Raw genomic sequence first — 25,161 nt, 5'->3', positions numbered from 1 at the left:
CATGCCACCACCCATGACGAGCTGCATGCCGAAATGGCCGCAGATTTCGACACCACCGCGATGGCCACGCAGACCACGCTCCTGAACCCGCGCTTCTACACCACCGATTTCGACGAGATGGACCGCATCGACGTCTCCCCGGTGCGCGAGGATTGGGACAAGCTTCTGGCCCAGATGAAATCCGACCCGAACAAGGGGCATTTCAAGAAGAATGCCGATTGGGACAAGGTCGATTGGGCGGGCATGGATCCCGCGCTGCGTGTGGAGTTCATCGACTTCCTGGTGAGCAGCTGCACCGCCGAATTCTCGGGCTGCGTGCTGTATAAGGAAATGAAGCGCCGGGGATCGAACCCCGATATCTGCGAGCTGTTCTCTTACATGTCCCGCGACGAGGCGCGCCATGCGGGCTTCATCAACGACGCGCTGCGCGAAGCGGGCGTGGCGGTGAACCTGGGCTTCCTGACCAAGGCCAAGAAATACACCTACTTCCGGCCGAAGTTCATCTACTACGCGACTTACCTGTCCGAAAAGATCGGCTACGCCCGCTACATCACGATCTTCCGCCATCTCGAGGCCCATCCCGAGCAGCGCTTCCACCCGATCTTCAAGTGGTTCAAGGAGTGGTGCAACGACGAGTTCAGCCACGGCGAGGCCTTTGCGCTTCTGATGCGCACCGACCCCAAGATCACCGGCACCTGGGCCGCGCGCATGTGGATCCGGTTTTTCCTGACGGCGGTCTATTCCACCATGTGGGTCCGCGACCATGCCCGCCACGACTTCCACAAGGCGCTTGGCGTCAACATTGACGACTATGACCAGGAGGTCTTCCGCAAGACCTCGACCATCGCGCGGCAGGTCTTCCCGGTGGAGCTGGACATCGACCATCCCCGCTGGATCCCCGGCCTGAGGGCGATGAATGCCGCGATGATCGACATGGAAACCTGCACGAAGAAGGGCGGCGTCACGGGCTGGCTTGGCCACAAGATCGCGGCCACCCGCGCCATGCTGGCCTTCGCGGGCCTCTACCTCATTCCGGTCAAGCGCAACACCCCGCCCGCCTCGGTGCGGCTGGAGCCCTCGTATTGACCGAGATCCCCCATACCGCTGTTCCGGCAGCGGTTCGGGCCCCGGGATGGGCGCGTCCCGAGGCCCCTCTGCGGTCCCCTGTCACAAGGGGGCCGCAGCTGACCCATTCCCGGGGGCGCAAATGACCAACCCCTGGACCGTCGCCCTTTTCGCCGTCTTCCTCTGGTGGTTCTCGACCGGGCTGATCATGCTGCGCGTCCGCCGCGCCGACATGGGCGGGCCCGATGACCACCTTTGGTCGGTGCTCTTGGGCCTGCCCCTGCTGATCGGCGGAGGCCTGGCGCTGGACGCCACCGCCGACCAGGCCACCGAGCTTGGCGCCGTCTGCGCCTTTCTCGCCGCCATCGCGGTCTGGGGCTGGATCGAGCTGGCCTTCCTCTCGGGCGTCATCACCGGGCCGAACCAGAAGCCCTGCCCGCCGGGGCTCTCCTTCGGGCAACGCTTCCTGCGCGCCACGGGCACGGTGCTGTATAACGAGATCCTCCTGACCCTTGGCCTTCTCGTCATCGCCAAGCTCACCTGGGAAGCGCCGAACCAGTTCGGCCTCTGGACCTATGCGGTCCTGTATTTCGCCCGCATCTCGGCCAAGCTGAACCTCTTCCTCGGCGTGCCCCGCATCCATACCGAGTTCCTGCCCCAGGCGCTGAGCCACCTGGAAAGCCATTTCCGCCGTGCTGCGATGAACGGCTTCTTCCCGGTCTCGATCACGCTTCTGACCTTTGCCACCGCCTGCTGGATGGAGCGGGCAGCAGGGGCCACGACCGAGGCCAGCCTGACCGGCCATGTCCTTCTGACCGTCCTGACCGCGCTTGCGCTCTTGGAACACTGGTTCATGGTCCTGCCCCTGCCCGACCAGAAACTTTACCGCTGGATGCTGCCCAAGCGTCCCCACCCTGCATCCCTGGACCAAAGGACCTGACCCATGGATTTCGAAACCCATTTCTCCACCCGTCTTGCGGCCCTGAAAGAGGAAGGCAACTACCGCGTCTTTGCCGATATCGAACGGCGTCGCGGCGCCTTTCCGACCGCAGGCCGCCACCGGGATGGAGAGGTCCAGGACGTCACCGTCTGGTGTTCGAACGACTACCTTGGGATGAGCCAGCACCCCGATGTGGTGGGCGCCATGGTGGAAACCGTGCAGTCCTGCGGCACGGGGGCGGGGGGCACGCGCAACATCTCGGGCAACACGGTGCATCACCTGGCGCTGGAACGCGAATTGGCCGACCTGCACGGGAAAGAGGCGGCGCTCTTGTTCACCAGCGGTTACGTGTCGAACTGGGCCTCGCTGTCGACGCTTGGGTCGCAGATCCCCAATGTGGCGATCTTCTCGGATGAAAAGAACCACGCCTCGATGATCGAAGGCATCCGCCATTCCCGCGCCGACAAGGTGCTCTGGCGTCACAACGACTGGCGCGACCTGGACCGCAAGCTGCACGCCGCCGGAGACCGCCCGAAACTCGTGGCCTTCGAATCCGTCTATTCCATGGACGGCGACATCGCCCCCATCCGCGAGATCGTCGAGGTCTGCGAGGCCCATGGCGCGCTGTCCTATATCGACGAGGTCCATGCGGTCGGCATGTATGGCCCCCGTGGCGGCGGTGTCTCCGAGGAGCGCGGCCTCGCCCATCGCATCGACCTGATCGAGGGCACCTTGGGCAAGGCTTACGGCGTCGTGGGCGGCTATGTCACCGGCTCGACCGCGCTTTGCGACTTCATCCGCTCCTTCGCCAGCGGTTTCATCTTCACCACCGCCCTGCCCCCGGCCGTGGCCGCAGCCGCCAGGGCCTCGATCGCCCATCTGAAGGGATCGGGCCAAGAGCGCCAGCAGCAGCGCGCCCGGGTGGCGGAGCTGCGCGCGAAGCTCGACCGCGCGGGGATCCCGCACATGGCCAATGACAGCCATATCATCCCGGTGATGATCGGCGACCCGGTCAAGTGCAAGATGATCAGCGATATCCTGATGCGCGACCACGGGATCTATGTGCAGCCGATCAACTACCCCACCGTGCCCAAGGGCACCGAGCGCCTGCGCATCACCCCCGGCCCGCTGCATGGGACGGCCGAGATCGACCACCTCGTCGGCGCCCTCTCGCAGCTTTGGGCGCATTGTGCGCTCTCGCGGGCCGTGGCCTGACCATTTTGCACGGCGCCCGTTGCCTTGGGCCTCGGGCGCCCTAGCTGCCGCCTGTTGTGTTCCAAATCCAAACGGAGGATAGGATGAAGACCTTGATCGGGGCGCTTGCCCTCTCGCTGATGACCCTGCCCGCTTTCGCCGAAGGCGATGCGGCGGCCGGGGCAAAGGTGTTCCAGAAGTGCCAGACCTGCCATGCCATGGTGAACGAGGCCGGCGAGGTCGTCGCGGGCAAGGGCGCCAAGACCGGCCCGAACCTTTACGGCCTGCCGGGCCGCGTGGCCGGTTCGGTCGAGGGCTTCAAATATGGCGACGACATGCTGGCGCTTGGCGCCACGGGCTTCCAGTGGGGCGAGGCCGATTTCGTGGCCTATGTCGCGGACCCCTCCAAGTTCCTGCAAGAGAAGCTCAGCGACAGCAAGGCGCGCGGCAAGATGATGTTCAAGCTGCCCAAGGCCGATGATGCGGCCAATGTCTGGGCCTATATCGCCTCGCTCTCGCCCGCGCCCGCCGCGCCCTGAGCCCCGGTCAAGGGGCCGATCCGGGCCGAACTGCGCCCTGTTCCCCCGGACCTCCGGAGGCCCCCGAACGGAAAAGACACGACAGGGCGGGGAGACCCCGCCCTTCGCCTTTTCGTGACCCGTCACCGCTTCGGTCCCGTCACCCGCCCGGCCCCCCCAGTCGGCAGGGCCCAAGTCAAAGCGGCAGCGCCCAGGGCCCAGTCGGCAGAACCCCCGTCCCCCTCAGTCCAGCTCGCCCAGGGTCTCAAGCGCCGCAACCAGTCGCAGGGCAGGACCCGTCCCGCCATCGCAGGCCCGCATCAGCCGCGCCGCCAGCGCGAGGCCCCTTGCCTCCGCCTCGGCGACCAGGTCGGGGGAAAACTCCGTCCCGGGCGCCGAGAGCTGGACGAGGGCCCGCTCCGTCGCCCGCCCCGCCAAGAGCGCGATGCCGCGATCCGCTTCGGGCGGCGCCACGACCGGCCGCAGCACCCGCGTCAAAAGCGCCCGCCAACCGGCCAGGATCGGCAAGGGCTGGTGACCCATGGCAAAAGGCGCAGCATGGCCCTTGATCCAGACCGACAGAAGCCGACCCCGCGTCGCGCTCTCCAGCGCCACCAGGACCGCGGCGATCCGGCTCTCCTGCCCGTTCAGCCCCTGCGGCAAGGTCAGGTCCAACCCATGCGCCCCGTCGCTGACCGCCATATGGGTCTCTTGGGAGAAAGGGTCGAAAGCCGGGGTCTCGCAGTGCTTCGGCGCCAGGAGGACCGCAATCGGCCCCGCCCGCCGCCGCAACCCCGCCCCGCGCCCCGCGCGCAACAGCGCGCCCAACCCCGACCAGTCCGACAGCGGAGACAGCGCTTCCGGCGCCAGCCCACCCCGCAACTCGGCCCTCTGCGACAGGGCCAGACCCCCGTCCGGCGCCAGGGCCGCATCGGGAAAATGCAGGCGCTTGCCCATCAGCCCCAGGCCGTCGCCCAAGCCCCACAGCGTCTGCCGCAAGGCCGTCTCGGGCGAGAAGCCGGGCTCCCCCCCGGCCCCGCGCGCATCGGTGGCCTGGTGGACCTGCCCGCTGCCAAGGTCGACCAGGTAGAAGCTGACCCCCCGCGCGCCCGAGGCATTGCGCCAGGTCTCGACCCCCACAAACCCCATCTCGCGCGGGCCCTGCCCCGTGAACCGGCGCGAGAGCGTCCCGGTCAGGGCGGGGTCATCGGGAAAGCGCCGCAGCGCCTCGGCCAGGGCATGGGCGCGGGCCAACGCGGCCAGGGCCTCGGTCGGCGTGAAGCCCGCCTGGCGCATGGCATCGGGGTCCAGCCGGGCCGCAAGGCTGCGCAGGTCCGAAGCGAGGCGCGGCGTGGCCTCGATCCTTGCCGCAAGCGCCATGGTGAAAAGCCTGTCCCGCGCCAGGGCAAGGTTCCCGGCGGCCAGGGCCAGGGTGGCGGCGGCCAGGGCCTCTTGCACCGCGTCCAGCATCGAAAGGGTGACCAGGGGCTCGGGAGCGACCTCCGCCGCCTCGGGCAGGGGATGGCCCGCCCGGACCAGCCCCGCCGCCACGATCGCCAGCCTGGCGCGGCGCGGGCCCTTGTGGACCGCCTCTTTCAGGGGCCTGCCCCGGGGAAAGGTCACGCTGTCGCCCGGTGCAAGCATCACGGTCTGACCCGCAAGGACGCCCCCCTTGCGGGCCAGCTCCACCGCCTCGGCCCAATCGGCCCCGGCAAAGGCCCGAAGCTCTTCAAGATCCGGCAGAGCCTCTGGCTCCCCGGCTTCCTGCGCCTCTTGCCCGGCCCGCCCCCGTTCCTGGATCACCACCGCCAGGATATGGCGGCAGAGCCCCACCGCCGGACAGGTGCAGCGACTGGCGGCAAGGCTGGCGCCCAGCGTCACGGTCTGGCCCTCGACCTGCGAGCCTTCGACCCGCCCCGCCTCGACGTCCTTGGCCGCCCGAAGGACCAGCCCCTTCGAGGCGGCGGCGGCCAGGACCTCGTCGCTGCAAGCAGCAATCCAGCTCATCCGACCACCCCCGCCAGCCAATCGGCGAACAGGGCGGGGGTCAGGGCGGCGACCTCCATCCCCATCTCGGCCAGGCTTGCGCCCATGTCGCGGTCATAGGCCGCCTTGCCCGTGTCATCCAGCGCCGCAATCCCGATCAGCCGCACCCGCGCCTCGGCCATCCGCGCCACCGAGGCCAGCATGGCGCGCGGACTGCCGCCCTCGCAAAAGTCCGAGACCAGGGCCAGGACCGTGCGGCTGGGGCTCTGCACCAGCCCCTCGCAATAGGTCATGGCCTTGGCGATATCGGTGCCGCCGCCCAGCTGGACGGAGAGAAGCAGCTCCAGCGGGTCGTCAAGCTGATCGGTGACATCGACGACGCGGGTGTCAAACAGCACCATCTTGACCCGCACTCCCGGCAGCCCGGCCAGAACTGCCGCCATCAGCGCCGAAAAGATCAGGCTGTCGGTCATCGAGCCCGATTGGTCGACGCAAAGCACCACCGTCCAATCGAGGTGCCGCTTCTGCCGGGCAAAGAAGCGCAGGCGCTCGATCACCAGGGCGGCGCGCTCGGGGTCCCAATGCGACAGGTTGGCCCGGATCGTCCGGGCCGCGTCGAAATTGGCCGAGGCGGCCATGGGGCTGCGGGCGCGGCGGTTCCTGCGGCCCGAGAGGCTTTGCAAGAGAACCGCCCGCAGCTTGGCGGTCAACTCGGCAACGACCCATTCCGCGATCCGGCGCAGCTGCGCGCGAAGCGCCGGGTTCGCCCTGCCCTGCGCCGAAAGCAGCGCCCGCAGCAGGCCGGGGCTCGCGGGAAGGCTCTCCCAGGGCGTGGCGTCGGACAGAAGCTCGGTCAGGTTATAGCGCGACAGCCCCTCGGCGCGCAGGTGCTCGAAGACGGGCGCCGGGAACAGCGTCTCCGCCTCGGAGAGCCAGTCGATGGCGCGCATCTGGTCGGGATGGCCCTCGATCCCCCTGGCGCCATATTCCCGGCCGTAAAGGAAATCCAGGGCGGCATCGCGGCGGGCGTCCTGGCCTGAAAGGACCTGGCCCATCTGGCGATCGGCATAGCGACCCAGGATCAGCCGCCATTTCTCGGCAGGGCTGCGCATCAGGCCTCTCCCCAATGGGCGAGCCCATCGGCCGCGAGTTGCGCGGCCAAGGCGCGGTCCAAGGCCAGGCCGCGCGCCAGGTCGGCCTCGGTCAGGCTGGTGCGCGGGGCGGCGGCCTGACCGGTCAGCCGCGTGACCTCGGCGGCCAGGCGGTCGGTCTCATGCGGGTTCAGCTGCGAGAGGCTGAGCCGCAGGGCGGGGAGGAGCGTGGTGAAGTCCTCGTCCGAAAGGGCGGAAAGCGCGGCGTGGCAGGCGGCCAGGATGGCCTGGTCCTGCCACAAGAGCATGGGGGCCGTGCGCAGGAAGCCGTCCAACAGCGCGGCGCGGTCCTGGGGCTTTAGCGTTCGGGCACCGATCTGGCCTTGCAGGAGGAGGGCGCAGGCCGCGGGCTCCATCTGGCCCGACCGGGTCAGAAGCCCCGCCACGGCGCCGAGGAGGAGGCCCGAGGCGCGCGGATCGGCGGCCACCCGGTGAAGGGCGCCTTGCAGGCGGGGGCGGTCAAAGCGGGGATCGGTCAGGGTGGCCGCGAAAAGAAGGCTCAGGCCCGCGATGGCCTCGGGCAAGGCCTCGTCGGGGCTTTGGGGCAGGTCTTCGGTCAAGAGGATCATGCGGTCGAAGACCACGGCCAAAAGCGGGCCGAGGTCGGGGGCCTGGGGGTCATGCAGCGGGTCGGTGGGCGCGGCCACGGCGGTCAGGCGGCGGAGCGTCCGGGCCAGGGCGCCAAGGTCGGGGCTGCGGGCGGCAAGCCCTGTCACCTCGGCGACCAGGGGGCCCAAGCGCGGGCCCAGCCCCGCCCGCCAGCCGCGCAGCATCAGGGTCACGAGGGCGCCGAGGTCCTGGCCCTGCCCCGAGGTCCCCAGCGCCTGGGCATCCCGCAAAAGCCGCGCCAGTGCCGCCGAGGGCAGGTCGGCGCCAAGGCGGGCGGCCTCGATCAGGCGGCCCTCGACGAAGGGGGTCCAGGCGCAGTCCCAGTCCTCGAAGAGGAGACCCAGGTTCACGCCGCCGACCAGGTCCGGCCCGGCGGTCAGTTGGGCGAAACCGGCGTCGAGGATCGCCATCTGGTGGCAGAATTGCGAGGCGGTCGCATGGGAAGGCTTGCGGCGGAAGTCCAGCTTGCGCGGGCGGCGGACCGAGGTGGACAGGTCGAAGCGCGCGGCCTGGGCGCGGGCGCGGGCATCGCGCAGAAGCGGCGGCTGGCCCGCCGAGGCAGGCGCCCGGCCAAAGGCGGTTCCGTTCAGAAAGCGCAGGAAGGCGCGGGTCCAGGGCTCGGCGGGGCCGGTCTCGCCCTTGACGAGGGCAGAGCGGAGCGCATCCGAGAGGTCGGGGAGGAGCACCGCCCCCCTGCCCCGCAGGCTGGCGAGGCCTGCGGCGAGCGTCAGGGTCTCGACCTGTTGGGGGACGGCGATGCGGTGGCCCTGGGCGGCCTGGGCGGCCGTGAAATCGGTGATCAGGTCGCGGGCAAGGGCCAGCCAGTCGGGGGGGCCGTCTTGGGCGGCCTGCCACAGCCGCGCATACCAGGCGGGATGGCGCAGGCCCGCACCATAGCCGGAGAGCGCGTCCAGCGCCTCTTCGCCATAGGCGATGAGGTAGCTTTCGGAAGGGTCAGCGGGCGGCGGCTTGCCCGGGTCGCCCTGAAACAGCGCGGGGGTGTGAAAGCCCCCGGTCACCACCACGGCGCGGCGCCCATTCAGCCGGGCGATGTGGCGGCGCATCTCGGCCTCACGCGGGAGAGTGTCATCGGCCGTCAGATCGGTTCCATGCCGCAGGGCCGCGCAATAGGTCAGGACATCGGCGAAGAAGCCCTGCCAGTCCTGGGTTCCCATCCGCGCCTCGAAGAGGTGATCCCAAAGCTCGGCCCCGTCGCGCAGTCCCAGCCGCGCGCAGGTCTCGGCCACGAAGGCCGAAGCGGAGAAGGGCGTCTCGTCGGGGCCACGGGGGGCCTCGTCAAGCCGGGAGGGGAGGTCGATGAACCAGACCTCGGCACCCAGAGCCTTGGCCTCTTGCAGGGCGATGGTCTCGGGGGAATGGGCGGAGAGGGGGTAATAGCTTTGCCGACCCTGGTGCAGGGTCAAGAGGGCCACGGGAAAGACCAGGTCGGGTTCGGTCAGGTGGGGGATGTGCGGGGAGAGGGGCGTTGGGGCCTCGATGCAGATGACCTCTGGCCGATGCGCGCGGATCAGCGACCGCAAAGCATGGGCGCAGGCGGGGGAGTGGTGGCGGATCGGCGCAAAGGCCACGGGCCCGCCAAAGAGCGCGGCAAGCGCCTGGTCGCGGGTCAGGAAGTCAGACACCGGATTTCGCCAGGGCCGCCGCCGCCGCGCGGTGGAAGTCGCGCCAGAGCGCCGATCGGCCGCCACGATCGCGGGCCACCACATCGACATAGGCGCGGAACTTGCGGGCGTCTTCGGGGTCGTCCTTGAAGACCACGCCCTGGACCTGGGCCGCGATATGCTGGCCGCCCAAAGGGCCGGGGTTCAGATAGGTGGCATCCAACAGCGCGGCATGGGCGACGTTGACGCTTTCGGCGGTGGACATCACCGCCTTGGGGCTGGCCACCGCCGTGCCATCGGCCAGCCGCCCGGTCCGCAGGTCGCGGAAGACGGTGACCAGAAGCTCGATGACATCCAAGGGCGCCGGGGCCGCGCCGGGGTGGTCAGCCATCCGCTCGGCCAGTTGCCGGGCGACCAGCGCGGCCTCCGCCACGGGGTCGGAAATCGCAGTTACGGTCTCGAAGTTGAAGCGGCGTTTCAGGGCCGAGGACATCTCATGCACCCCCCGGTCCCGCAGGTTCGCCGTGGCGATCACGTTGAAGCCGGGCCGCGCGCGGATCTCGTGATCCTCGCCCAGTTCCGGGACGGTCAGCACCTTTTCCGATAGGACCGAGATCAGCACATCCTGCACCTCGGGGGCGCAGCGGGAGAGCTCTTCGATCCGCACGATCTGGCCCGCCTTCATGGCGGAAAGGACCGGGGAGGGCACGAGCGCCTGCGGTGTCGGCCCCTGCGCCAGAAGCAGCGCATAGTTCCAGCCATAGCGCAGGTGATCCTCGATGATCCCGGCAGAGCCCTGGACTACGGCCGTGGACCGGCCCGAGATCGCGGCGGCGAGAAGTTCCGACAGAAGCGACTTCGCCGTCCCGGGCTCGCCCACCAGCATCAGCCCCTGACGGCCCATCAGGCTGACGATGGAGCGGTCCACCAGCCCCGGATCGCCCACGAATTTCGGCGCAGAGCCGCCGCAGATGAAGCGCCGCACCGCTTGGGGCGTCAGGCGCCAACCCGGGGGGCGCGGTCCGGGCTCGGCGGCCAGGGCGGAGAGTTCCGCCGCATGGATGACTTCGGCAGGCAGGCGCAGGGCGTCGGACATCAGAACTTCATCCTCTTTTGCCAATCCGGGTCATGGGCCCCTTTCAGCGCGATGTCATGCAGGTCGCACCAGCATTCCGAGAGCAAGAGCGGCGGCACCTTGGCCAGGGTCAGGGGCCGATAGCGGTTCTTGGAATTGCCCACGAAATAGAGCGCCTGAAGGGCGACCGGGTCCGCCGTCACCGAAGCCTCGGAGCCCGAGAACTCGATCACCGCGTCGATGCCGACCGAGGGGAAGCGCTTGATATAGGTCATGAAGACCCCGCCGTCCTCGGTTGCGCCCTTGTCATAGCCGTATTTCGCGGCCTCTGACCGCAGGCGCAGGCCGTCGATGACCCAGCCGTGGCGGGTCTCGATCCGGTCGGTCTCGGTCGTCGGGCGCATGACGGGGCGGGACAGCTGGGCGAAGAGCGGGGTGATCTCGAAGTCCTTCAGGTGCTGGAGCCAGGGGCCGGTGTCCTGAAGATGCGAGCCGTGGAGGAGGTCGACGAAAGCGCCCGTTAGTGCCACATCATCGCCCTGGGCGTCGAGGAAATCGCCCTCCGCCGTGGGGCGGAAAGAGGCCACGACCGCGCCCTCTTCGTCCAACAGCCGCCAGATCACGCTTTCCACCAGCCGCGACAGGATCGGATGGCCCAGGAGGTCGGCCTGCCAATCCTCCAGCCGCCAGCGCCGCCCGGCCAGCATCGCCTCGTAGAGCCTGGCGCTTTGCTGGGTGACGGCGGCCTTCACGGCGGCCTTGGCGGCGGAAAGCTGGGCCTTGGCCTCCTTGGTGGTCTCATCCGTGCCGGGGGGGAGCGACTGGACCTCGCGCCCCTCGGGGTTGAAAAGCCGCAGTTTCAGGTCGGAGCCCAGGCGCAGGGCATAGGGCTTGGCGGCCTCGCCCACCTCCAGCACGGTCTGGCCGCCCTCCTCCAGCCCGCCCGAGGGGACGGAGCGGTCGGCCAGGGTGTCGCCCGTCCAGCCCCGCGCCTCGGCCAGCGCGGTCACCTGCGCCTCGGCATGTTCGCGGACCGACTTCTGCTTGAAGCGGGTGGAAGTGGCGACGAGGCGCTGCACGGCCTCGGGCGTGCCCATGGCGGCCAGCATATCCACCAGCGCCTTGGCCTGCGAGACGCGCTTGCCGTGGTCCTTCAGATAGGCGGTGGCGACCTGAACGCCCTGGGTGGCGCGGATCGCGAGGGCCAGGAGCCCCTTGGTGTCCGCGCCCGAGTTCAAATAGGGGTTGGGGCTATAGGCCAGGACCATGGCCAGAAGCTCTTCCAGGGAATACTTGGCATAATAGCTATGGCCCTGCATCTGCTTGGCCTGCACCATCATCTTCGCCACATGGTCAGCCTGCGACCCCTTGGCCGTGTCGAAGCTGATCCAGCTTTGCAGCACCCAAAGCGAGAAGGCGGCGGCGTCAGAGGGGCGGAGCTGGTCGAGGTAAAGGCCGAAAAGCGCGCCTTCGCCGGGGGTCTTCAGCTTGACGGCCAGCCGCGCCCAGGCCTCGGGGACCTCGGGCGCTATGGGGGAGCCATCGGCCCAGCAGAGGCCGGCCAGGGTGGAAAAGTGCAAGATCCCCTCGGGCAGGGGTTTCAGCTTGGTAATCAGGGCCTTGGCCTCGGCGGTCAGGGCTTCGGGGCCGATCCAGGGGCTGACGTCGCCCCCCAAGGCCTTCACCGCGCCGATCAGCGCGGCGCGGGCGGTCTCCGACTTTTCCGCCTTCAGCGCCTTGGTCAGGGCGGGCAGCCCTGCGGTCAGCCTCTGCGCCGCCATCATCTGCGCGGCAGAGGCCCGCACGGTCTGGCGCTTGTCGGCGAGGGCCGCGGTCAGGGCGGCCTCCAGCCCCGGGACATCGCGCAACAGCGCTGCGGCCGCCTTGCGAACCTGGGCGCTCTCTGAGAAGGCCGCGTAAAGCACCGGGTTGACCATGGATTGCGGCAGCGCCGGGAGGGTCGCCAAAAGCGCCAGGACCTCGATCATCGGGCCCACGGCATCGGCCTGCGGCGGCAGGTAGCGCACCAGCAGGGTCAGGTTCTGGGCCAGCAGGGGCCAGACGACATGGGGCGCGAGCTCGCGCAGCGGGGCCGTGTAATCCGCCCCCTCGATCACGCCTTGCAGAAAGCGCGCCTCGTAGCTGCCCGAGGAGGGCACGGGCTTGCGGGCATAGGGCCCGGAATAGGCGGGCGTCAAGCCTGCGGCCGCCGCCGCCCGCAAAAGGGTGCGCAGGTCGAACTCGCCCGCCTCCATGGCCTCATGCAGCCAGGTCTTCAGCGGATAATCGCTCCAGGGCATGACGACATGGGTCACGGCCATCTGCCCCTGCATCACCAGGGCCAGCCGCCGGGCCGGGGTGATCTGCGCCATGGCGCGGGTCATCCAGGGATGATAGACCGGATGCCGCGTGGGCACCTGGACACCGCGCGCAAGCCTTTCGCCGTTGAAGGCCGAGACGATGACCTCGGCCGAGGTTTTGAGCGTATGGACCCGCCAGCCCTTGGCCTTGGACTCTGCCTCGCGCTTGGCGTTGTAGTCGTCCTCGGCGCGGCGGAGTTCGGCCACATCCGCCCTGCCAAAGGGGCTGCTTCCGTCATCCACCAGCACGACATCGGGCGGCAGGGCGACCCTTTCGCCCTTGACCGAAAGATAGAACCCCTCTTCCGCCTGTTCAGAGACGGGTCCGGCCCAGGGCCCGGGCGCTGCGGCCTGCACTTCTGCCAGCCCGGGCGCGGTGCCCAGGAACTGCGCGATCAGGGCGCGGAGGCTCTCGACGCCCTCTTCCGGCTGGCGCTGACGCAGGGCCTCCAGCGCCTCGGGCGTCTTCATGTCGCCCAGAAGCTGCACGGCGGCCTTGCGCTGCGCCGCACTGGGGGCCGCAAGCTGCGCCAGGGCCTTGGGCAGGATCCGTGACGCATCCTGGCCCCTGAGCGCCCCCCGCGCGGCAGCCGCGACCTTGGCCGAGCCATCCGCCAGCCGGGTGAAGAGATGGTCCAGCACCGCCTCCTCCAGCGCAAGCTGCACCCGCCCCAGGGTCTGCCACATCTCGGCCCGGCTCGAGGCATCCAGCCGCGCCTCGGCCTCTTTCAGCTCCTCCAAAGAGGTCGTCAGCAGGAACTTCATCACCCCCGGCTCCGGGAAGCGGTTCAGGGTCACATGCAGGGGATGCGAGAAGACCAGCTGCAAAAGATCGGCGCGGCGCCCCATTCGGTCGACCAAAGCGGCCACCATGGGCAGGGAAAGCCAGTTGGCCGCTTCCGGGAGCAGAACGAATTGGCTGGGCAGGTGCAGCCACAGTGCCTTGACGGTCGGTGTCAGCTTTTCGGCACTGCGCAGGCTATGAATCGTGTCGGACTGGGTGATCGGCACCAGGACCTCGCAGAGCCGCACCAGCCAATCGGGATGCGCCACGGCCTGGCCCATCAGGGCAACCAGCTTCTCCGTGGGCAGCCTTTGATTGTTGCGCCTGCCATAGCGCAGGTCCTGGACGGCCGCGTCGATCTTGGCCTGATGCGCCCCAAGCGCGGCCAGCACCGTCCGCCCCTCTCCGGTCTGGATATAAGAAACCGCCTTGCCCGCAAGCCCGTAGTCGATCGCGGAAAGGAAGCTCATATAGTCCTTCAGAACCGCTGCCGCCCCCTCGGGTGCATCCGGGGCCTTGCCCAAGATCCGATCGAGAAATCCCTTTATCATAAACCCTGCCCTTGCCCTGCCCGGTCAGAGTGCCGATTTCGGCACCGGCTTGCAAGCGAGGCCTGCTCTGGACTTGGGCGCGGCAAGGGGCCAGCATGGGGCAAGGAGAGCCATGATGAAGAACACCCATCCGATCCTCGATGCCGTCGAGACCCACCGTGCCGACCTGACCGAACTGGCTGACCGCGTCTGGGCCACGCCAGAGCTCTTGTATGGCGAGTTCGCCTCTTGTGCGGCCCATACGGAGGTCTTGCGTGCCAAGGGCTTCCGCGTCACCGAAAGCGTCACCGGCATTCCGACGGCGGTGATGGGAGAGGCGGGCGAAGGCGGGCCCGTCATCGCCATCCTGGGGGAATATGACGCCCTGCCGGGGCTGTCGCAGGAAGCCGGTATCGCCGAACCGCGCCCACTGGCGCCGGGGGCGAATGGCCATGGCTGCGGGCATAACCTCCTCGGCGCGGCCTCCCTGCTGGCGGCCTGCGCGCTGAAGGACTGGCTGGCGCAGACCGGCACGCCGGGCCGCGTGCGCTATTACGGCTGCCCGGCGGAGGAAGGCGGCGCGGCCAAGGCCTTCATGGTCCGCGACGGGGCCTTTGCCGATGTCGATGCGGCGATCACCTGGCATCCGGATTGCTTTACCCGCGTCGATGACCCCGAAAGCCTGGCCAACACACGGATGGATTTCACCTTCACAGGCCGCGCCTCGCATGCCGCCGTCTCGCCGCACCTTGGCCGCTCGGCGCTGGATGCGGTGGAGCTCACCTCGGTCGGCGTGAACTACCTGCGCGAGCACATGGTGAACGGGGCGCGGATCCATTACGCCTATCTCGATGCCGGGGGCACGGCGCCCAATGTCGTCCAGGCCAGCGCGAAGGTCCGCTATTCGATCCGCGCATTGCAGCTGGCCGACATGCTGGCCCTGGTCGAAAGGGTCAAGGACGTGGCCCGGGGAGCGGCGCTGATGACGGGCACGCAGGTTCAGGCCCAGGTCTTCTCCGCCGTCTCGAACAACCTGGTGAACGAGACCATGGACCGCGCCATGCATGCGGTGCTGGAGGATCTCGGCGGCGTGCCTTTCGACGACGAGGACCGGGCCTTTGCCCGCGCCATCCGTGCCACGCTGTCGCCCACCGACCTCGAAGCCCCCTGGCGCGGCATCGGCACCGAGCCGCGCGACGAGGCGCTTTCCACCACCATCACCCCCCTGCGCCCGGGTGGAGAGGTCATGATCGGCTCCACCGATGTGTCCGACGTCACCTGGGCCGTGCCCACGACCGAGGTCCTGGTGGCCTGCCATGCCATCGGCACGCCGGGGCATTCCTGGCAGATCACGGCTCAGGGCAAGGCGCCTGCCGCGCACAAGGGCATGACCCATGCGGCCAAGGCCATGGCGATGCTGGGCCAAAGGCTTTGTGCCGATGCCGCGCTCTTGGCGGAGGCCAAGGCGGAGCATGCGCGCAGGCTGGCGCGGACGCCCTATACCTCGCCCCTGCCTGCCGATCTGAAGCCGCCCTTGGTGGCGCGCTAAGGCCCGGGGTATACCCCGGGCTACGCAGCCGGGCCAGAGCGCCTCAGGCCCAGGCCTGGGCGGGGTCGGGGAGGGGAATCGCGTCCAGAAGCTCGCGCGTATAGGCGGCCTCGGGCGCGGCGAAAAGCGCCCCGGTCTCGCGGTTCTCGACGATGCGGCCATGGTGCAGCACGATCACCCGGCTGCACAGGCGCCGGATCACCGAGAGGTCATGGCTGATGAAGGCCAGGGTCAGACCCAGATCGGCCACCAGCCGCTCCAAGAGGTTCAGGACCTGCGCCTGGGAGGACACATCCAGGCCCGAGACGATCTCGTCGGCCAGGATGAAATCGGGCTCCAGGGCGATGGCGCGGGCGATGCCCACACGCTGCCTTTGCCCGCCCGAAAGCTCATGCGGATAGCGGCTCGCGAAGGCCTGGGGCAGGCCCACGTTGTCCAAGGCCCGCGCCACCCGCGCCGGGATGGCGTCGAAGCCGTGCAGCCGCAGGGGCTCGGCAATGATCGTGCCGACGCGGTGGCGCGGGTTCAAGCTGGACATCGGGTCCTGGAAGATCATCTGGAACCTCCGCCGCAGGGGGCGCAGCTCCGCCTCGGACAGATGGGTGATATCGACCCCATCGAAGCGGATCGCCCCGCCCGAAGGCTCCAACAGCCGCACCAGGGCCCGCCCCAGCGTCGACTTGCCCGAGCCCGAGCCTCCGACGATCCCCACCACGGCGCCCCTGGGGATGGAGAAGTCCAGACCCTTCAGGATCTCCAGCTGCGGCGTGGCGCCGAAAAAGCGCCTTTCCGTCATGTTGGCCAGGGAAAGCCGAAGGTTTTCAATGGTATAAATGTCAGCCATGCCGCATCCGATCAAAAGCCGCTACCTCGGCCCGCACCGCGTCGATGACCGCATCGGGCACCGGGTTCAGCCCGGCCAAGGGGTCGGTGTATTTCGGCGTCGCCGCCAAGAGGGCCGCCGAATAGGGATGGCGCGGGGCCGTGAAGAACTCCGCCACAGAGGTATCCTCGACCACAAGCCCGGAATAAAGCACCGAAAGCTTCTGGCAGACCTTGGAGACCACCCCCAGGTCATGCGTCACGAAGAGCAAAGCCGTCCCATGCCGCGCCTGCATCCCCGCGATCAGCCGCAGGATCTGTTTCTGCACCGTCACATCCAGGGCCGTCGTCGGCTCATCCGCCACGATCAGCTTGGGCTCTGCGGCGAAGGCCGAAGCGATCAGGATGCGCTGCCGCATGCCGCCCGAAAGCTCATGCGGGTAAGACCGCATGACACGGGCGGGGTCGGGGATTTGCACCTCGGCCAAGAGTTCCAGGGCCCGCGCCTCGGCCCTTGCCCGCGTCCAGCCAAGGATGTCAACCAAACGGTCGGTAATCTGCGGCCCGATCCGGTGCGAGGGGTTCAGCGCGGTCAAGGGGTCTTGCGGGATCAGGGCCGCCACGGCGCCGATCTTGCGCCGCCGCTCCGAGGGAGCCATCCGCAAGAGGTCCACGCCATCCAGGAAAATCTCCCCCTCCGACACCTCGACCGAGGGCGGCAGGATGCCCAGAACCGCCTTGCCGATCATCGACTTGCCCGCGCCGGATTCCCCCACCAGCCCGCGCACCTCTGCGGCCTGAACCTGCAAGGAGACACGCCGCAAGAGGGCAGGTCCCTTCTTCAACCGGACCGAAAGCCCGCGGATATCCAGGAAGCTCATCTCAGCACCGGGTCGAAGCGGTCCTTCAGCCCTTCGCCCAATTGCGAAAAGGCCAGGACGGTAAGGAAGAGGGTGATCAGCGGGAAGACCAGCACCCACCAGGCCTGGTGGATCGAGGTCCTGCCTTCCGCGATCATCCCCCCCCAGGTCGGGTCATCGGTGGAGATCGAGAGGTTCACGAAGGACAAGATCGCCTCGACGATGACCGCGATCCCCATCTCCAGCGTCAGAAGCACGACGACGGTGGGCAGCACATTGGGCAGGATCTCGCGGACCATGGTCCCGAGCCTCCCCCGCCCCGCCACCCGGGCGGAGGCGACATAGTCCATCGCCCCCTGCGCCATGGCCTCGGCCCTTATCACCCGCGCGAACCGCGTCCAGTCGATAACCACGATGGCCAGGATGATCGACCAAAGCCCCGGCCCCATGACGGCGATCAGAAGGATCGAGAACAGCACCGGCGGAAAGGCCATCCAGATGTCGATGAAGCGCGAGACCAGCATGTCTACCCAGCCCCTCAGGAACCCCGCCAGAAGCCCCAGCGTGGCCCCCAGGAGGCAGGTGGCCACCCCCGCGATCAGCGCCACCATCAGCGCGACACGGCCGCCATGGATGATCCGGCTCAGCACATCGCGGCCGAGGCTGTCGGTGCCGAGGTAATAGCCGGGCTCGGCCCCCGTCACCCAAAAGGGCGGCAGGCGGCCGAGGAAGAGGTCCTGCGCCAGGGGATCCTTGGGCGCGACCCAAGGCGCGAAAAGCGCGGCGAGGCAGAGAAGCCCCAGCCAGGTCAGCGACAGCCAAAGCCGCGCGCCCGCCCGGCGGCGTGTCAGGGAACGGCCATCAACCATGACGCAACCTCGGGTTCAGAACGGCGTAAAGCAGGTCGACCACCAGGTTGACCGCGGTGAAGATCACGGCAAAAAGCACGACAATCCCTTGAATCAACGGCAAATCCCGGTTGATCACCGCGTCGATGGCCATGTTCCCCAGCCCCTCATAGGAAAACAGCCGCTCGATGATCACCGTGCCGCCGATGAGGAAGGTGAACTGCACGCCGACCAGGGTCAGCGTGGGCAGGGCCGCATTGCGCAGGGCCTCGCGCAGGATCACCCGGAACTCGCCATAGCCCTTGGTGCGGGCGAGCGTCACGTAATCCAGGTTCATCGTCTCCTTCAGGCTTTGCTTCAACAGCTGCCCGATGATCGCGGCCAATGGGATCGCCAGGGCCAGGGCCGGCATGAACATATGCGCCACCAGGTCCGCCCAGAGGTCGAAGCGCAGCCGGAACAGGCTCTCGAACAGGTAAAACCCCGTGGTGAAGGGCAAATCCAGCGAGGGCGTGACGCGGCCCGAGATATGGAAGACCGGCACCAGCACGCCGAAAAGCAGGATCAACACCAGCCCCCACAGGAAATCCGGCACCGAAAGCGCCATGCCATTGGCCACATCGACCGAGGCCTCGACCCTGCCGCCCCGCCAGCGCGTCCCCACCAGCGCCGCCGCCCCGCCCAGGACCACCGCCATGACCAGGGCCATGATCGACAGTTCCAAAGTCGCAGGCAGCCGCCCCAGCACCAGCTCCAGGACCGGGGCCTTCGTGGTGATCGAGGTCCCGAAGTCGCCTTGAACCACCCCCGCAACCCAGATCCCGAACTGCGCCCAAAGCCCCTTGTCCAGCCCATAAAGGGCCGTCAACCGCGCCACATCCTCCTCCGTCGCCCCCGGAGGCAGCATCATGGCAATCGGATTGCCCGGCACCACCCGTATGACGACAAAGACCACCACCGCGACCCCCGCCAGCGTCACCGCCGTCGTGAAAAGCCGCACCAAGATCGCCTGCAAAACCCGCATGAGGCCTCATATGAGGGCGCGCGCCAAAGGTTACCCCGGCCCGCCGCCCCCTCTTTCATACTGATCCAAATATCCTGCGGAGGGGTCCGGGGAGGCGCAAAGCCTCCCCGGGTTTCCCGATTACGCCCGCTTCATCAGATGCGGCAACAGCGCCCCCGAGGCATGGGGCGTCACCACGACGCCCGGCGCATGCAGGATCGGCTGGACATATTGCAGCAGCGGGATCACCAGGGCGTTTTCGGCGATATAGCGGTCCACGGCCTTCCAGCCCTCGATCCGCTTGGCCTCGTCCTTCTCGCCCCAGAGCGGCCCGATCATGTCGATCAGATCCTTGCCGTCCCAGACCGAATGCGGGCTCGGCCCGAACATCGCAAAGCCCGTGGAGGTCGTCGGATCGCCCACCGAGTTCCCCCAGTTGTAGAAGGCCGCCGGAGCCAGCTGATCCGCCGCCCGCAGCTCGTAATGTTTCGCGATCTCATAGACCTCGATTTCCGCCTCGATCCCCACCTTGCGCCACAGGCCCACGATGGCCTGGATCATCTCGTAATCCTTGGGCTTGAAGCCCTTGGTGGTCTGGATCTTGAACTTGACCGGATTGTCGACCGAGAAGCCCGAGGCCGCGAGCAGTTCGACCGCCTTCTCGGGGTTGTATTCCGTGGTGATCGAGGGGTCATAGGCGTCGTATTGCGGCGTTTCCAGCGTGTCGATCTTGACGCCATAGCCGCCCAGAAGCCGGTCGATGATCGCCTGCTTGTCGATCGAGATCAGCGCCGCCTTGCGGACATTGGGGTCCAGCATCGCGTCGATATCGTTGAGGAAAATCATCCCGATATCGGAAATCGGCGCCGAGACTCCCGCCAGCGGCCCGCCCTTCAGCCGGTTGAATTCCTCGTAGGGCATTTCCAGCGTCACATGAGAGTTGCCGGATTCGACTTCCGCCACGCGCGCCGCCGCATCGGGGACGAATTTGATCGTCACCGTGTCGAAATCGGGCTTGCCGCCCCAGTAATTCGCATTGGCCTTCAGCCGCACGAAGGCATTGCGCTCGAACTTCTCGACCATATAGGGGCCGGTACCGATGGGGGCGGCCTCAAAGCCCTCGGCGCCGACCTTCTCGTAATAGGCTTTCGGCAGGACGTAACCGGTCAGGAAATACATCCACTTGAAGATCGTGGGATCGAACTGCGCGACATCGGCGATGACCTTGTTGCCCTCGACGCGGTGATTGGCCAGCGTCCCCCAGACGAACTGGATCGGGCTGCCGGTCTCGGGCTTGGCGACGCGGGCAAGCGACCAGGCCACGTCTTCCGCCGTAAAGGGCGAGCCGTCGTGCCAGGTGACGCCCTCACGCACGGTCATCCAGACCTGGGTCTTGTCCTCGTTCCAGCCCCATTCGGTCAGAAGGCCGGGCGCGGGCTTCAGGTCGGGCTGTTGCAGGATGTACTGGTCAAATACCGACTGATACAGGCCTTGGATCGTCGGGTTCACCGCGCTTGGCCCGGTCGTCGGGTCCCATGACGGCAACGAGACGTTGTAGGCGATGACCAGCTCTTCGATGGCCTGCGCGCGGGCGGGCAGGGTGAAAGCCCCCATCGCCACGGCGGCGGTGGAGAGCTGCAAAAGGCTCCGGCGGTTGAGGTTCATGATTATCCCTGTCGTTTGTTGTTGGTCGTTCGTTATCGGCTCAGTTTCTGCGCCAAGAGGTATCCGGCCCCTGCCCCGGTCCCGGCACCGGGCCAGACGGCGGCCCCGGTCAGATGAAGGCCGGGCAGAGGCGTTGACCCGTCCGCATGGCCGCGCGCGGGTCGGAAAAGGAAGTTCTGCGCCAGGTGATGGCTGCCGCAGACCTGGTCTCCGCCAATGAGGTTGGGGTTGTCGGCCTCCAGCTCCAAGGGCGTGACGATGCGTTGGCCGAGGATCTTGGCGCGGGTGCCAGGGGCATGGGCCTCCAGGATATCCAGGGCGCGGGCGGCAAAGGGTTCCGCCGCCTGGGCCCAATCCCTGGCCGCGATCTCTCCCTTGGCGTCGCCCTTGATCTCTCCGGGCGCCATACGCACCTGGACCCACAAGGTCGCCGCCCCCTCCGGCGCGCGGGAAGGGTCAAAGACCGTCGGCTGGCCCACCACCAGCACGGGTTCCGATGGCAGAAGTCCCGCCATGGCCTGCGCATAGGTCGCGGCCATCTGGTCGAGGGAGGGCGCCAGATGGACATAGGCGAAACGCTTCAAGGCCTCGGCCCACCAGTCGGGCAAGCCGCTCAGCGCAAGGTGGATCATCAGGGTCCCCGGCGCATGGGCGAAGCCCTTCATCTTGGCGTCGAAATCGGGCGTCGTCGCGACCAGACGAGGCAAGGCCGAGGGCGCCACCCCCGCGATGACCTCTTTCGCCGCGACCCGGCGCCCATCGGCCAGCACCACGCCAGAGGCGCGACCTCCGGCCTTGGTCACCTCTGTCACCCGAATGCCGGTTTCCACCAGGCCACCCCGCGCCCGGATCGCTTCCACCAGGGCGCGCGTCACGGTATCGGCACCGCCTGCGCCCAAGGCCATCCCGAAAGCCTGCCCGGCCATACCCTCCAGGTAAGGAAACATCGCCCCGCCCGCCACATCGGGGGCGAAATCCAGATGCATCCCCCAGGCGGCGAGCAGGGCCCGCACTTTCGGTTCGCGGAAGGTCAGGGTCAGCCATTGGCGGGGCGACATCGCCAGGAAGCGGGCGAAATCAAGGCTTCCGGCCACGCCTTTCGCGCGAAGTGTTTTGAACATGAAAGATGCAATCGCACGGAATTTCATCTTCGCGCCCAAAAGACCGAAGAGATGCGGCGCCTCGGCCCCGAATCCGCCCACGAGCCGCTCCCAGGTCGCGGCATCTTCCGCGCTCAGGGCGCGAATCGCCTCCAGGGTCTCGGTCATGTCGGTGGAGACCCCGACCCAGGAGCCATCCGGGAAAGACGAGGCAAAGGGCCGGTTCACCGGCACGAAACCGCAGCCGTGTTTGCCCAATTCCTCGCCATATTCCTTGAAAAATGGGCTCCCGGCGAAAAGTGACAGGTTCATCGCCGCCCAATCATGGCGGAAGCCGGGACGCGTGTATTCCCCGGTCTTCACGGCCCCTCCGGGAACGGCGGCCCCCTCATAGACGGCGACCTTCCAGCCCTTGGCTGACAGGTGCAAGGCACAGGCAAGGCTGTTCACCCCTGCCCCGATCAGAACCGCATCGAACTGGTTCGCCATAATGCCCTCGTCTCTTGCTTCAAGGATATTTGCAAATGCATTTAAATCTGTCTAGCATGATTCTATCGCCGCCGCTTCGGGGCGGAAGATCATGACCGCCGGGCAAACCGGCCAACTGGGAGAGTATCATGACGTCAGCCAATGTTCTGGCCTCGCTTGCGGGGATGCTGGCCTCGGGCGGGGTCGAGGTGGTGGATTGCACCGGGGTTCTGGGGCCGGAGACGCCGCTTCTGAAGCTGCCCCCCGATTTCGCCAAGGACACCCCGGCCATCGAGATCCACCGGATCAGCGAATATGACCAGGACGGGCCGTTCTGGGCCTGGAACTGGCTGAAGGTCGGTGAGCATTCGGGCACGCACTTCGACGCGCCGCACCACTGGATCACCGGCAAGGATTATGCCGATGGCTATACCGACACGCTGCCGGTGCAGCGGCTGGTCGCCCCGGTCAATGTGCTGGATTTCGCGGCGGAATGTGCGGCGAACCCGGACTTCCTTTTGACCATCGACCACGTCAAGGCCTGGGAGGCCAAGCATGGCGCGATCAATGCGGGCGAGTGGGTCGTGCTGCGCAGCGACTGGGACAAGCGGAGCCATGACGAGGCCCTGTTCCTGAACGCCGACGCGACGGGCCCGCATACCCCGGGGCCGACGGCGGAGGTGATCGAATACCTGCTGTCGAAGGGCATCGTGGGTTGGGGCTCGCAGTGCATCGGCACCGATGCGGGCCAGGCGGGCGGGATGACGCCTCCCTTCCCGGCGCATAACCTTCTGCACAAGAACAACTGCTACGGGCTGGCAAGCCTTGCCAACCTCGACCGCCTGCCCCCCAAGGGCGCCATCCTGATCGCCGCGCCCTTGAAGATCAAGAACGGCACCGGCTCGCCGATCCGGGCGCTGGCCCTCGTCGCGCGCTGACTGACGGGCGGCCTTCGGGCCGCCCAAACCCTTCGGAGGTCCCATGGTCGATCACGTCATCATTGGAAGCGGCATCAACGGCCTGGTCGCGGGAGCGCTCTTGGCGCTGAAGGGCGAACGCGTGCTGATCCTCGAGCGCGAGGCGGTCGCGGGCGGCTGCCTTGCCACCGAGGAAATCACCCTGCCGGGGTTCCGCCATGACGTGATGGCGGCGACCTGGGTGCTGTTCATGACCTCTCCGGCGGGGGCAGCGCTTGGCCCCCACCTGGCCAGGCATGGCTTCGAATACTGCCACACGCCGCATCCGACGGCAGTCCTGCGGCCGGATGGGACGGCCTTGGTGCTGACCACCGACCGGGCGGCGAATATCGCGGCCTTCGACGCCTTGGCCAAGGGCGACGGCCAGCAACATGCCGCCGATGTGGGCGGCATCGAGGCCGATGCGCCCTTCCTTTTCGGCCTTCTCGGAGGCTCGCTCTGGTCCTGGCCCACGGCGAAACTGCTCTGGGGACAGGTCCGCCGTCGCGGTTTGCGCGGCCTTGCCACCTGGTTCGGCCAGGCGCTGACGCCCGCGCGCGGCTGGCTTGAGACGGGCTACCAAAACCCCCTGACCCAGGCGCTTTACGCCCCTTGGGTCCTGCATTGCGGCTTGACGCCTGAAAGCACATATTCCGGCCAGATGGGAAAGGTCATCGCCTTTGCCCTGGAGGCCGCAGGCGCGCCGATCCTGAAGGGCGGCTCGGGTGCCGGCGTGGCCGCCTTCCGCGCCCTGATCGAGGCCCATGGCGGAGAGATCCGCTGCAAGGCGGATGTCGACCGTATCACGGTGAAAGATGGCCGCGTGACCGGCGTGCAGCTGACCGATGGCACGCAGATCGCCGCGAAGTCGGTGCTTGCCTCGGTCGCGCCGGGCCAGTTGATGACCCGGCTTCTGCTCGACGTGAACCTGCCCGAGGACCGAAATGCTGCGCAGCATTTCCGCCACGGGCGCGGCAATTTCCAACTGCATTACGCGCTGTCGGGCGCTCCCCAGTGGCGGACGCCGGGCCTGGACAAGGTCGCCCTGATCCACCTTTCGGACGGGATCGACGCCGTCAGCAAATCCGCCAACGAGGCCGAGCGCGGGCTTTTCCCCGCGACCCCCACGATCTGTGTCGGCCAACCGACCGCCTTGGACCCGACGCGGGCGCCCGAAGGCCAACATATCCTCTGGCTGCAAATCCCCGATGCTCCGCGTGTCATCAAGGGCGACGCGGGCGGAGACCTGCCCGCCGATTGGGACCAGGCGAAAGAGGGTTTCGCGGACCGGCTGGAGGCGATCCTGAAGCCGCACATCGCCAACTGGGACGCGATCAAGCTCGCGCGGACCGCTTTGTCGCCCAGGGACCTTGAGCGGCGGAATATCAACCTGGTGGGCGGCGACCCCTATGGCGGGCTTTGCTCGATCGACCAGTTCTTCATCTTCCGCCCCTTTGCCCATTCCACCAATGGCACCAACGCCCTGCGCGGCTTCACCCATATCGGCGCCTCGACCCATCCGGGACCGGGACTTGGCGGCGGCTCGGGCTTCCTTGCGGCGAAGAGGCTGGGCGCATGACGGATCAAAGCCCCCTTCCCGATCTTCCCCAGACCCTCGGCGAAATCGGCCTGATGAACTACGCGCCCTACCTGATGAACCGCATCATGGGGCGCTATAACTCGGCCCTGCGCGACGAGATGGCGAGCCTTGGCCTGACCACGCCCAAGATGCGGGCCCTGGCGGTTCTGTCGGTCAACGACGGGCTCTTGATCCGCGAGCTGGCGATCTATGCCATTGTCGACCCCTCGACCCTGTCCCGCGCCCTGGACCAGTTGTCCGAAGGCGGCATGGTCCGGCGCGAATCCGATGCCGCCGACAGCCGCGCCACCCGCGTCTATATCACCGAAGCCGGGCGGGAGACCTTTGCCACCCTCTGGCCCCGCATGGCCGAAGCCCATGGCCGCATGTTCAAGGGCATCGACGAAGACGAGCGCCGCGCCTTTGTGGGCACGCTGCAAAAGATGCTCTCCAACGTTCGAAAGCACGAGATCTGAC

At 67.8% G+C, this 25,161-nt stretch carries 19 protein-coding genes; 8 read left to right on the top strand and 11 right to left on the bottom strand.

What is annotated here, in order from left to right; all coding sequences use genetic code 11:
- The first annotated feature begins 33 nt into the window (after nt 1–33).
- The 4 genes from acsF (at nt 34) to GV832_RS02250 (ending at nt 3,738) form a co-directional block, all read left to right on the top strand.
- Nucleotides 34–1,086, top strand: a complete 1,053-nt coding sequence (acsF, locus tag GV832_RS02265) for a magnesium-protoporphyrin IX monomethyl ester (oxidative) cyclase (RefSeq protein WP_168773459.1) — start codon at nt 34–36, stop codon at nt 1,084–1,086.
- 121 nt (nt 1,087–1,207) lie between these two features.
- Nucleotides 1,208–2,005 (top strand): putative photosynthetic complex assembly protein PuhE, encoded by a 798-nt coding sequence (puhE, locus tag GV832_RS02260; RefSeq protein WP_168773203.1) that lies wholly within the window; start codon nt 1,208–1,210, stop codon nt 2,003–2,005.
- Between the two features lie 3 nt (nt 2,006–2,008).
- Nucleotides 2,009–3,220, top strand: a complete 1,212-nt coding sequence (hemA, locus tag GV832_RS02255; protein ID WP_168773202.1) for a 5-aminolevulinate synthase — start codon at nt 2,009–2,011, stop codon at nt 3,218–3,220.
- An 83-nt stretch (nt 3,221–3,303) separates the two neighbouring features.
- On the top strand, nt 3,304–3,738 hold the full coding sequence (locus GV832_RS02250; RefSeq protein ID WP_168773201.1) for a c-type cytochrome: 435 nt from the start codon (nt 3,304–3,306) through the stop codon (nt 3,736–3,738).
- Nucleotides 3,739–3,960: 222 nt separating this feature from the next.
- Here GV832_RS02250 and GV832_RS02245 read toward each other — a convergent pair whose 3' ends face one another.
- The 5 genes from GV832_RS02245 to GV832_RS02225 are packed head-to-tail and all read right to left on the bottom strand — an operon-like array spanning nt 3,961 to nt 13,774.
- Nucleotides 3,961–5,724, bottom strand: coding sequence for an SWIM zinc finger family protein (locus tag GV832_RS02245; RefSeq protein WP_168773200.1), 1,764 nt, complete (start codon nt 5,722–5,724; stop codon nt 3,961–3,963).
- Nucleotides 5,721–6,815: a VWA domain-containing protein gene (locus GV832_RS02240; protein WP_168773199.1), complete on the bottom strand. Its 1,095-nt coding sequence runs from the start codon at nt 6,813–6,815 to the stop codon at nt 5,721–5,723. The genes GV832_RS02245 and GV832_RS02240 overlap by 4 nt, the downstream gene beginning before the upstream one ends.
- Nucleotides 6,815–9,106 carry a DUF5682 family protein gene (locus tag GV832_RS02235; RefSeq protein WP_168773198.1) on the bottom strand — a complete coding sequence of 764 codons (2,292 nt, stop codon included), beginning with the start codon at nt 9,104–9,106 and terminating at the stop codon, nt 6,815–6,817. Before GV832_RS02235 ends, GV832_RS02240 begins: the two co-directional genes overlap by 1 nt.
- Nucleotides 9,099–10,181 carry an ATP-binding protein gene (locus GV832_RS02230; protein ID WP_168773197.1) on the bottom strand — a complete coding sequence of 361 codons (1,083 nt, stop codon included), beginning with the start codon at nt 10,179–10,181 and terminating at the stop codon, nt 9,099–9,101. Before GV832_RS02230 ends, GV832_RS02235 begins: the two co-directional genes overlap by 8 nt.
- The gene (locus GV832_RS02225) at nt 10,181–13,774 is read right to left on the bottom strand and encodes a DUF4132 domain-containing protein (RefSeq protein WP_168773196.1); all 3,594 of its coding nucleotides are present in this window, start codon (nt 13,772–13,774) and stop codon (nt 10,181–10,183) included. Before GV832_RS02225 ends, GV832_RS02230 begins: the two co-directional genes overlap by 1 nt.
- A gap of 193 nt (nt 13,775–13,967) precedes the next feature.
- On the opposite strand from GV832_RS02225, the gene GV832_RS02220 reads away from it, so the two are divergent.
- Nucleotides 13,968–15,383: an amidohydrolase gene (locus GV832_RS02220; protein ID WP_227754187.1), complete on the top strand. Its 1,416-nt coding sequence runs from the start codon at nt 13,968–13,970 to the stop codon at nt 15,381–15,383.
- Nucleotides 15,384–15,426: 43 nt separating this feature from the next.
- Here the strand turns inward: GV832_RS02220 and GV832_RS02215 are convergent, their stop codons facing one another.
- From GV832_RS02215 to GV832_RS02190, 6 genes are all read right to left on the bottom strand, one after another.
- On the bottom strand, nt 15,427–16,227 hold the full coding sequence (locus GV832_RS02215) for an ATP-binding cassette domain-containing protein (protein WP_168773195.1): 801 nt from the start codon (nt 16,225–16,227) through the stop codon (nt 15,427–15,429).
- A complete protein-coding gene (locus tag GV832_RS02210) occupies nt 16,220–17,086 on the bottom strand; it encodes an ABC transporter ATP-binding protein (RefSeq protein ID WP_168773194.1) in 867 nt (288 codons plus the stop codon). Before GV832_RS02210 ends, GV832_RS02215 begins: the two co-directional genes overlap by 8 nt.
- Nucleotides 17,083–17,934 carry an ABC transporter permease gene (locus GV832_RS02205; RefSeq protein WP_168773193.1) on the bottom strand — a complete coding sequence of 284 codons (852 nt, stop codon included), beginning with the start codon at nt 17,932–17,934 and terminating at the stop codon, nt 17,083–17,085. Before GV832_RS02205 ends, GV832_RS02210 begins: the two co-directional genes overlap by 4 nt.
- Nucleotides 17,927–18,937 (bottom strand): ABC transporter permease, encoded by a 1,011-nt coding sequence (locus GV832_RS02200; protein ID WP_168773192.1) that lies wholly within the window; start codon nt 18,935–18,937, stop codon nt 17,927–17,929. Before GV832_RS02200 ends, GV832_RS02205 begins: the two co-directional genes overlap by 8 nt.
- Before the next feature lie 120 nt (nt 18,938–19,057).
- Nucleotides 19,058–20,581 carry an ABC transporter substrate-binding protein gene (locus GV832_RS02195; RefSeq protein WP_168773191.1) on the bottom strand — a complete coding sequence of 508 codons (1,524 nt, stop codon included), beginning with the start codon at nt 20,579–20,581 and terminating at the stop codon, nt 19,058–19,060.
- 32 nt (nt 20,582–20,613) lie between these two features.
- Nucleotides 20,614–22,170, bottom strand: coding sequence for a phytoene desaturase family protein (locus GV832_RS02190; RefSeq protein ID WP_168773190.1), 1,557 nt, complete (start codon nt 22,168–22,170; stop codon nt 20,614–20,616).
- Between the two features lie 128 nt (nt 22,171–22,298).
- On the opposite strand from GV832_RS02190, the gene GV832_RS02185 reads away from it, so the two are divergent.
- Genes GV832_RS02185 through GV832_RS02175 form a run of 3 tightly spaced genes read left to right on the top strand, consistent with a single transcriptional unit; the run spans nt 22,299 to nt 25,160 of the window.
- Nucleotides 22,299–23,087 carry a cyclase family protein gene (locus GV832_RS02185; RefSeq protein ID WP_168773189.1) on the top strand — a complete coding sequence of 263 codons (789 nt, stop codon included), beginning with the start codon at nt 22,299–22,301 and terminating at the stop codon, nt 23,085–23,087.
- A gap of 43 nt (nt 23,088–23,130) precedes the next feature.
- Entirely contained in the window at nt 23,131–24,684 is a 1,554-nt protein-coding gene (locus tag GV832_RS02180; RefSeq protein ID WP_168773188.1) for a phytoene desaturase family protein, read from the top strand.
- Entirely contained in the window at nt 24,681–25,160 is a 480-nt protein-coding gene (locus GV832_RS02175; RefSeq protein WP_168773187.1) for a MarR family winged helix-turn-helix transcriptional regulator, read from the top strand. Before GV832_RS02180 ends, GV832_RS02175 begins: the two co-directional genes overlap by 4 nt.
- Nucleotide 25,161 lies beyond the last annotated feature (1 nt).

The sequence above is a fragment of the Stagnihabitans tardus genome (genome assembly GCF_009925085.1).
Classification (GTDB): Bacteria; Pseudomonadota; Alphaproteobacteria; order Rhodobacterales; family Rhodobacteraceae; genus Stagnihabitans; species Stagnihabitans tardus.
This window is presented reverse-complemented; position numbering and strand designations above follow the sequence as displayed.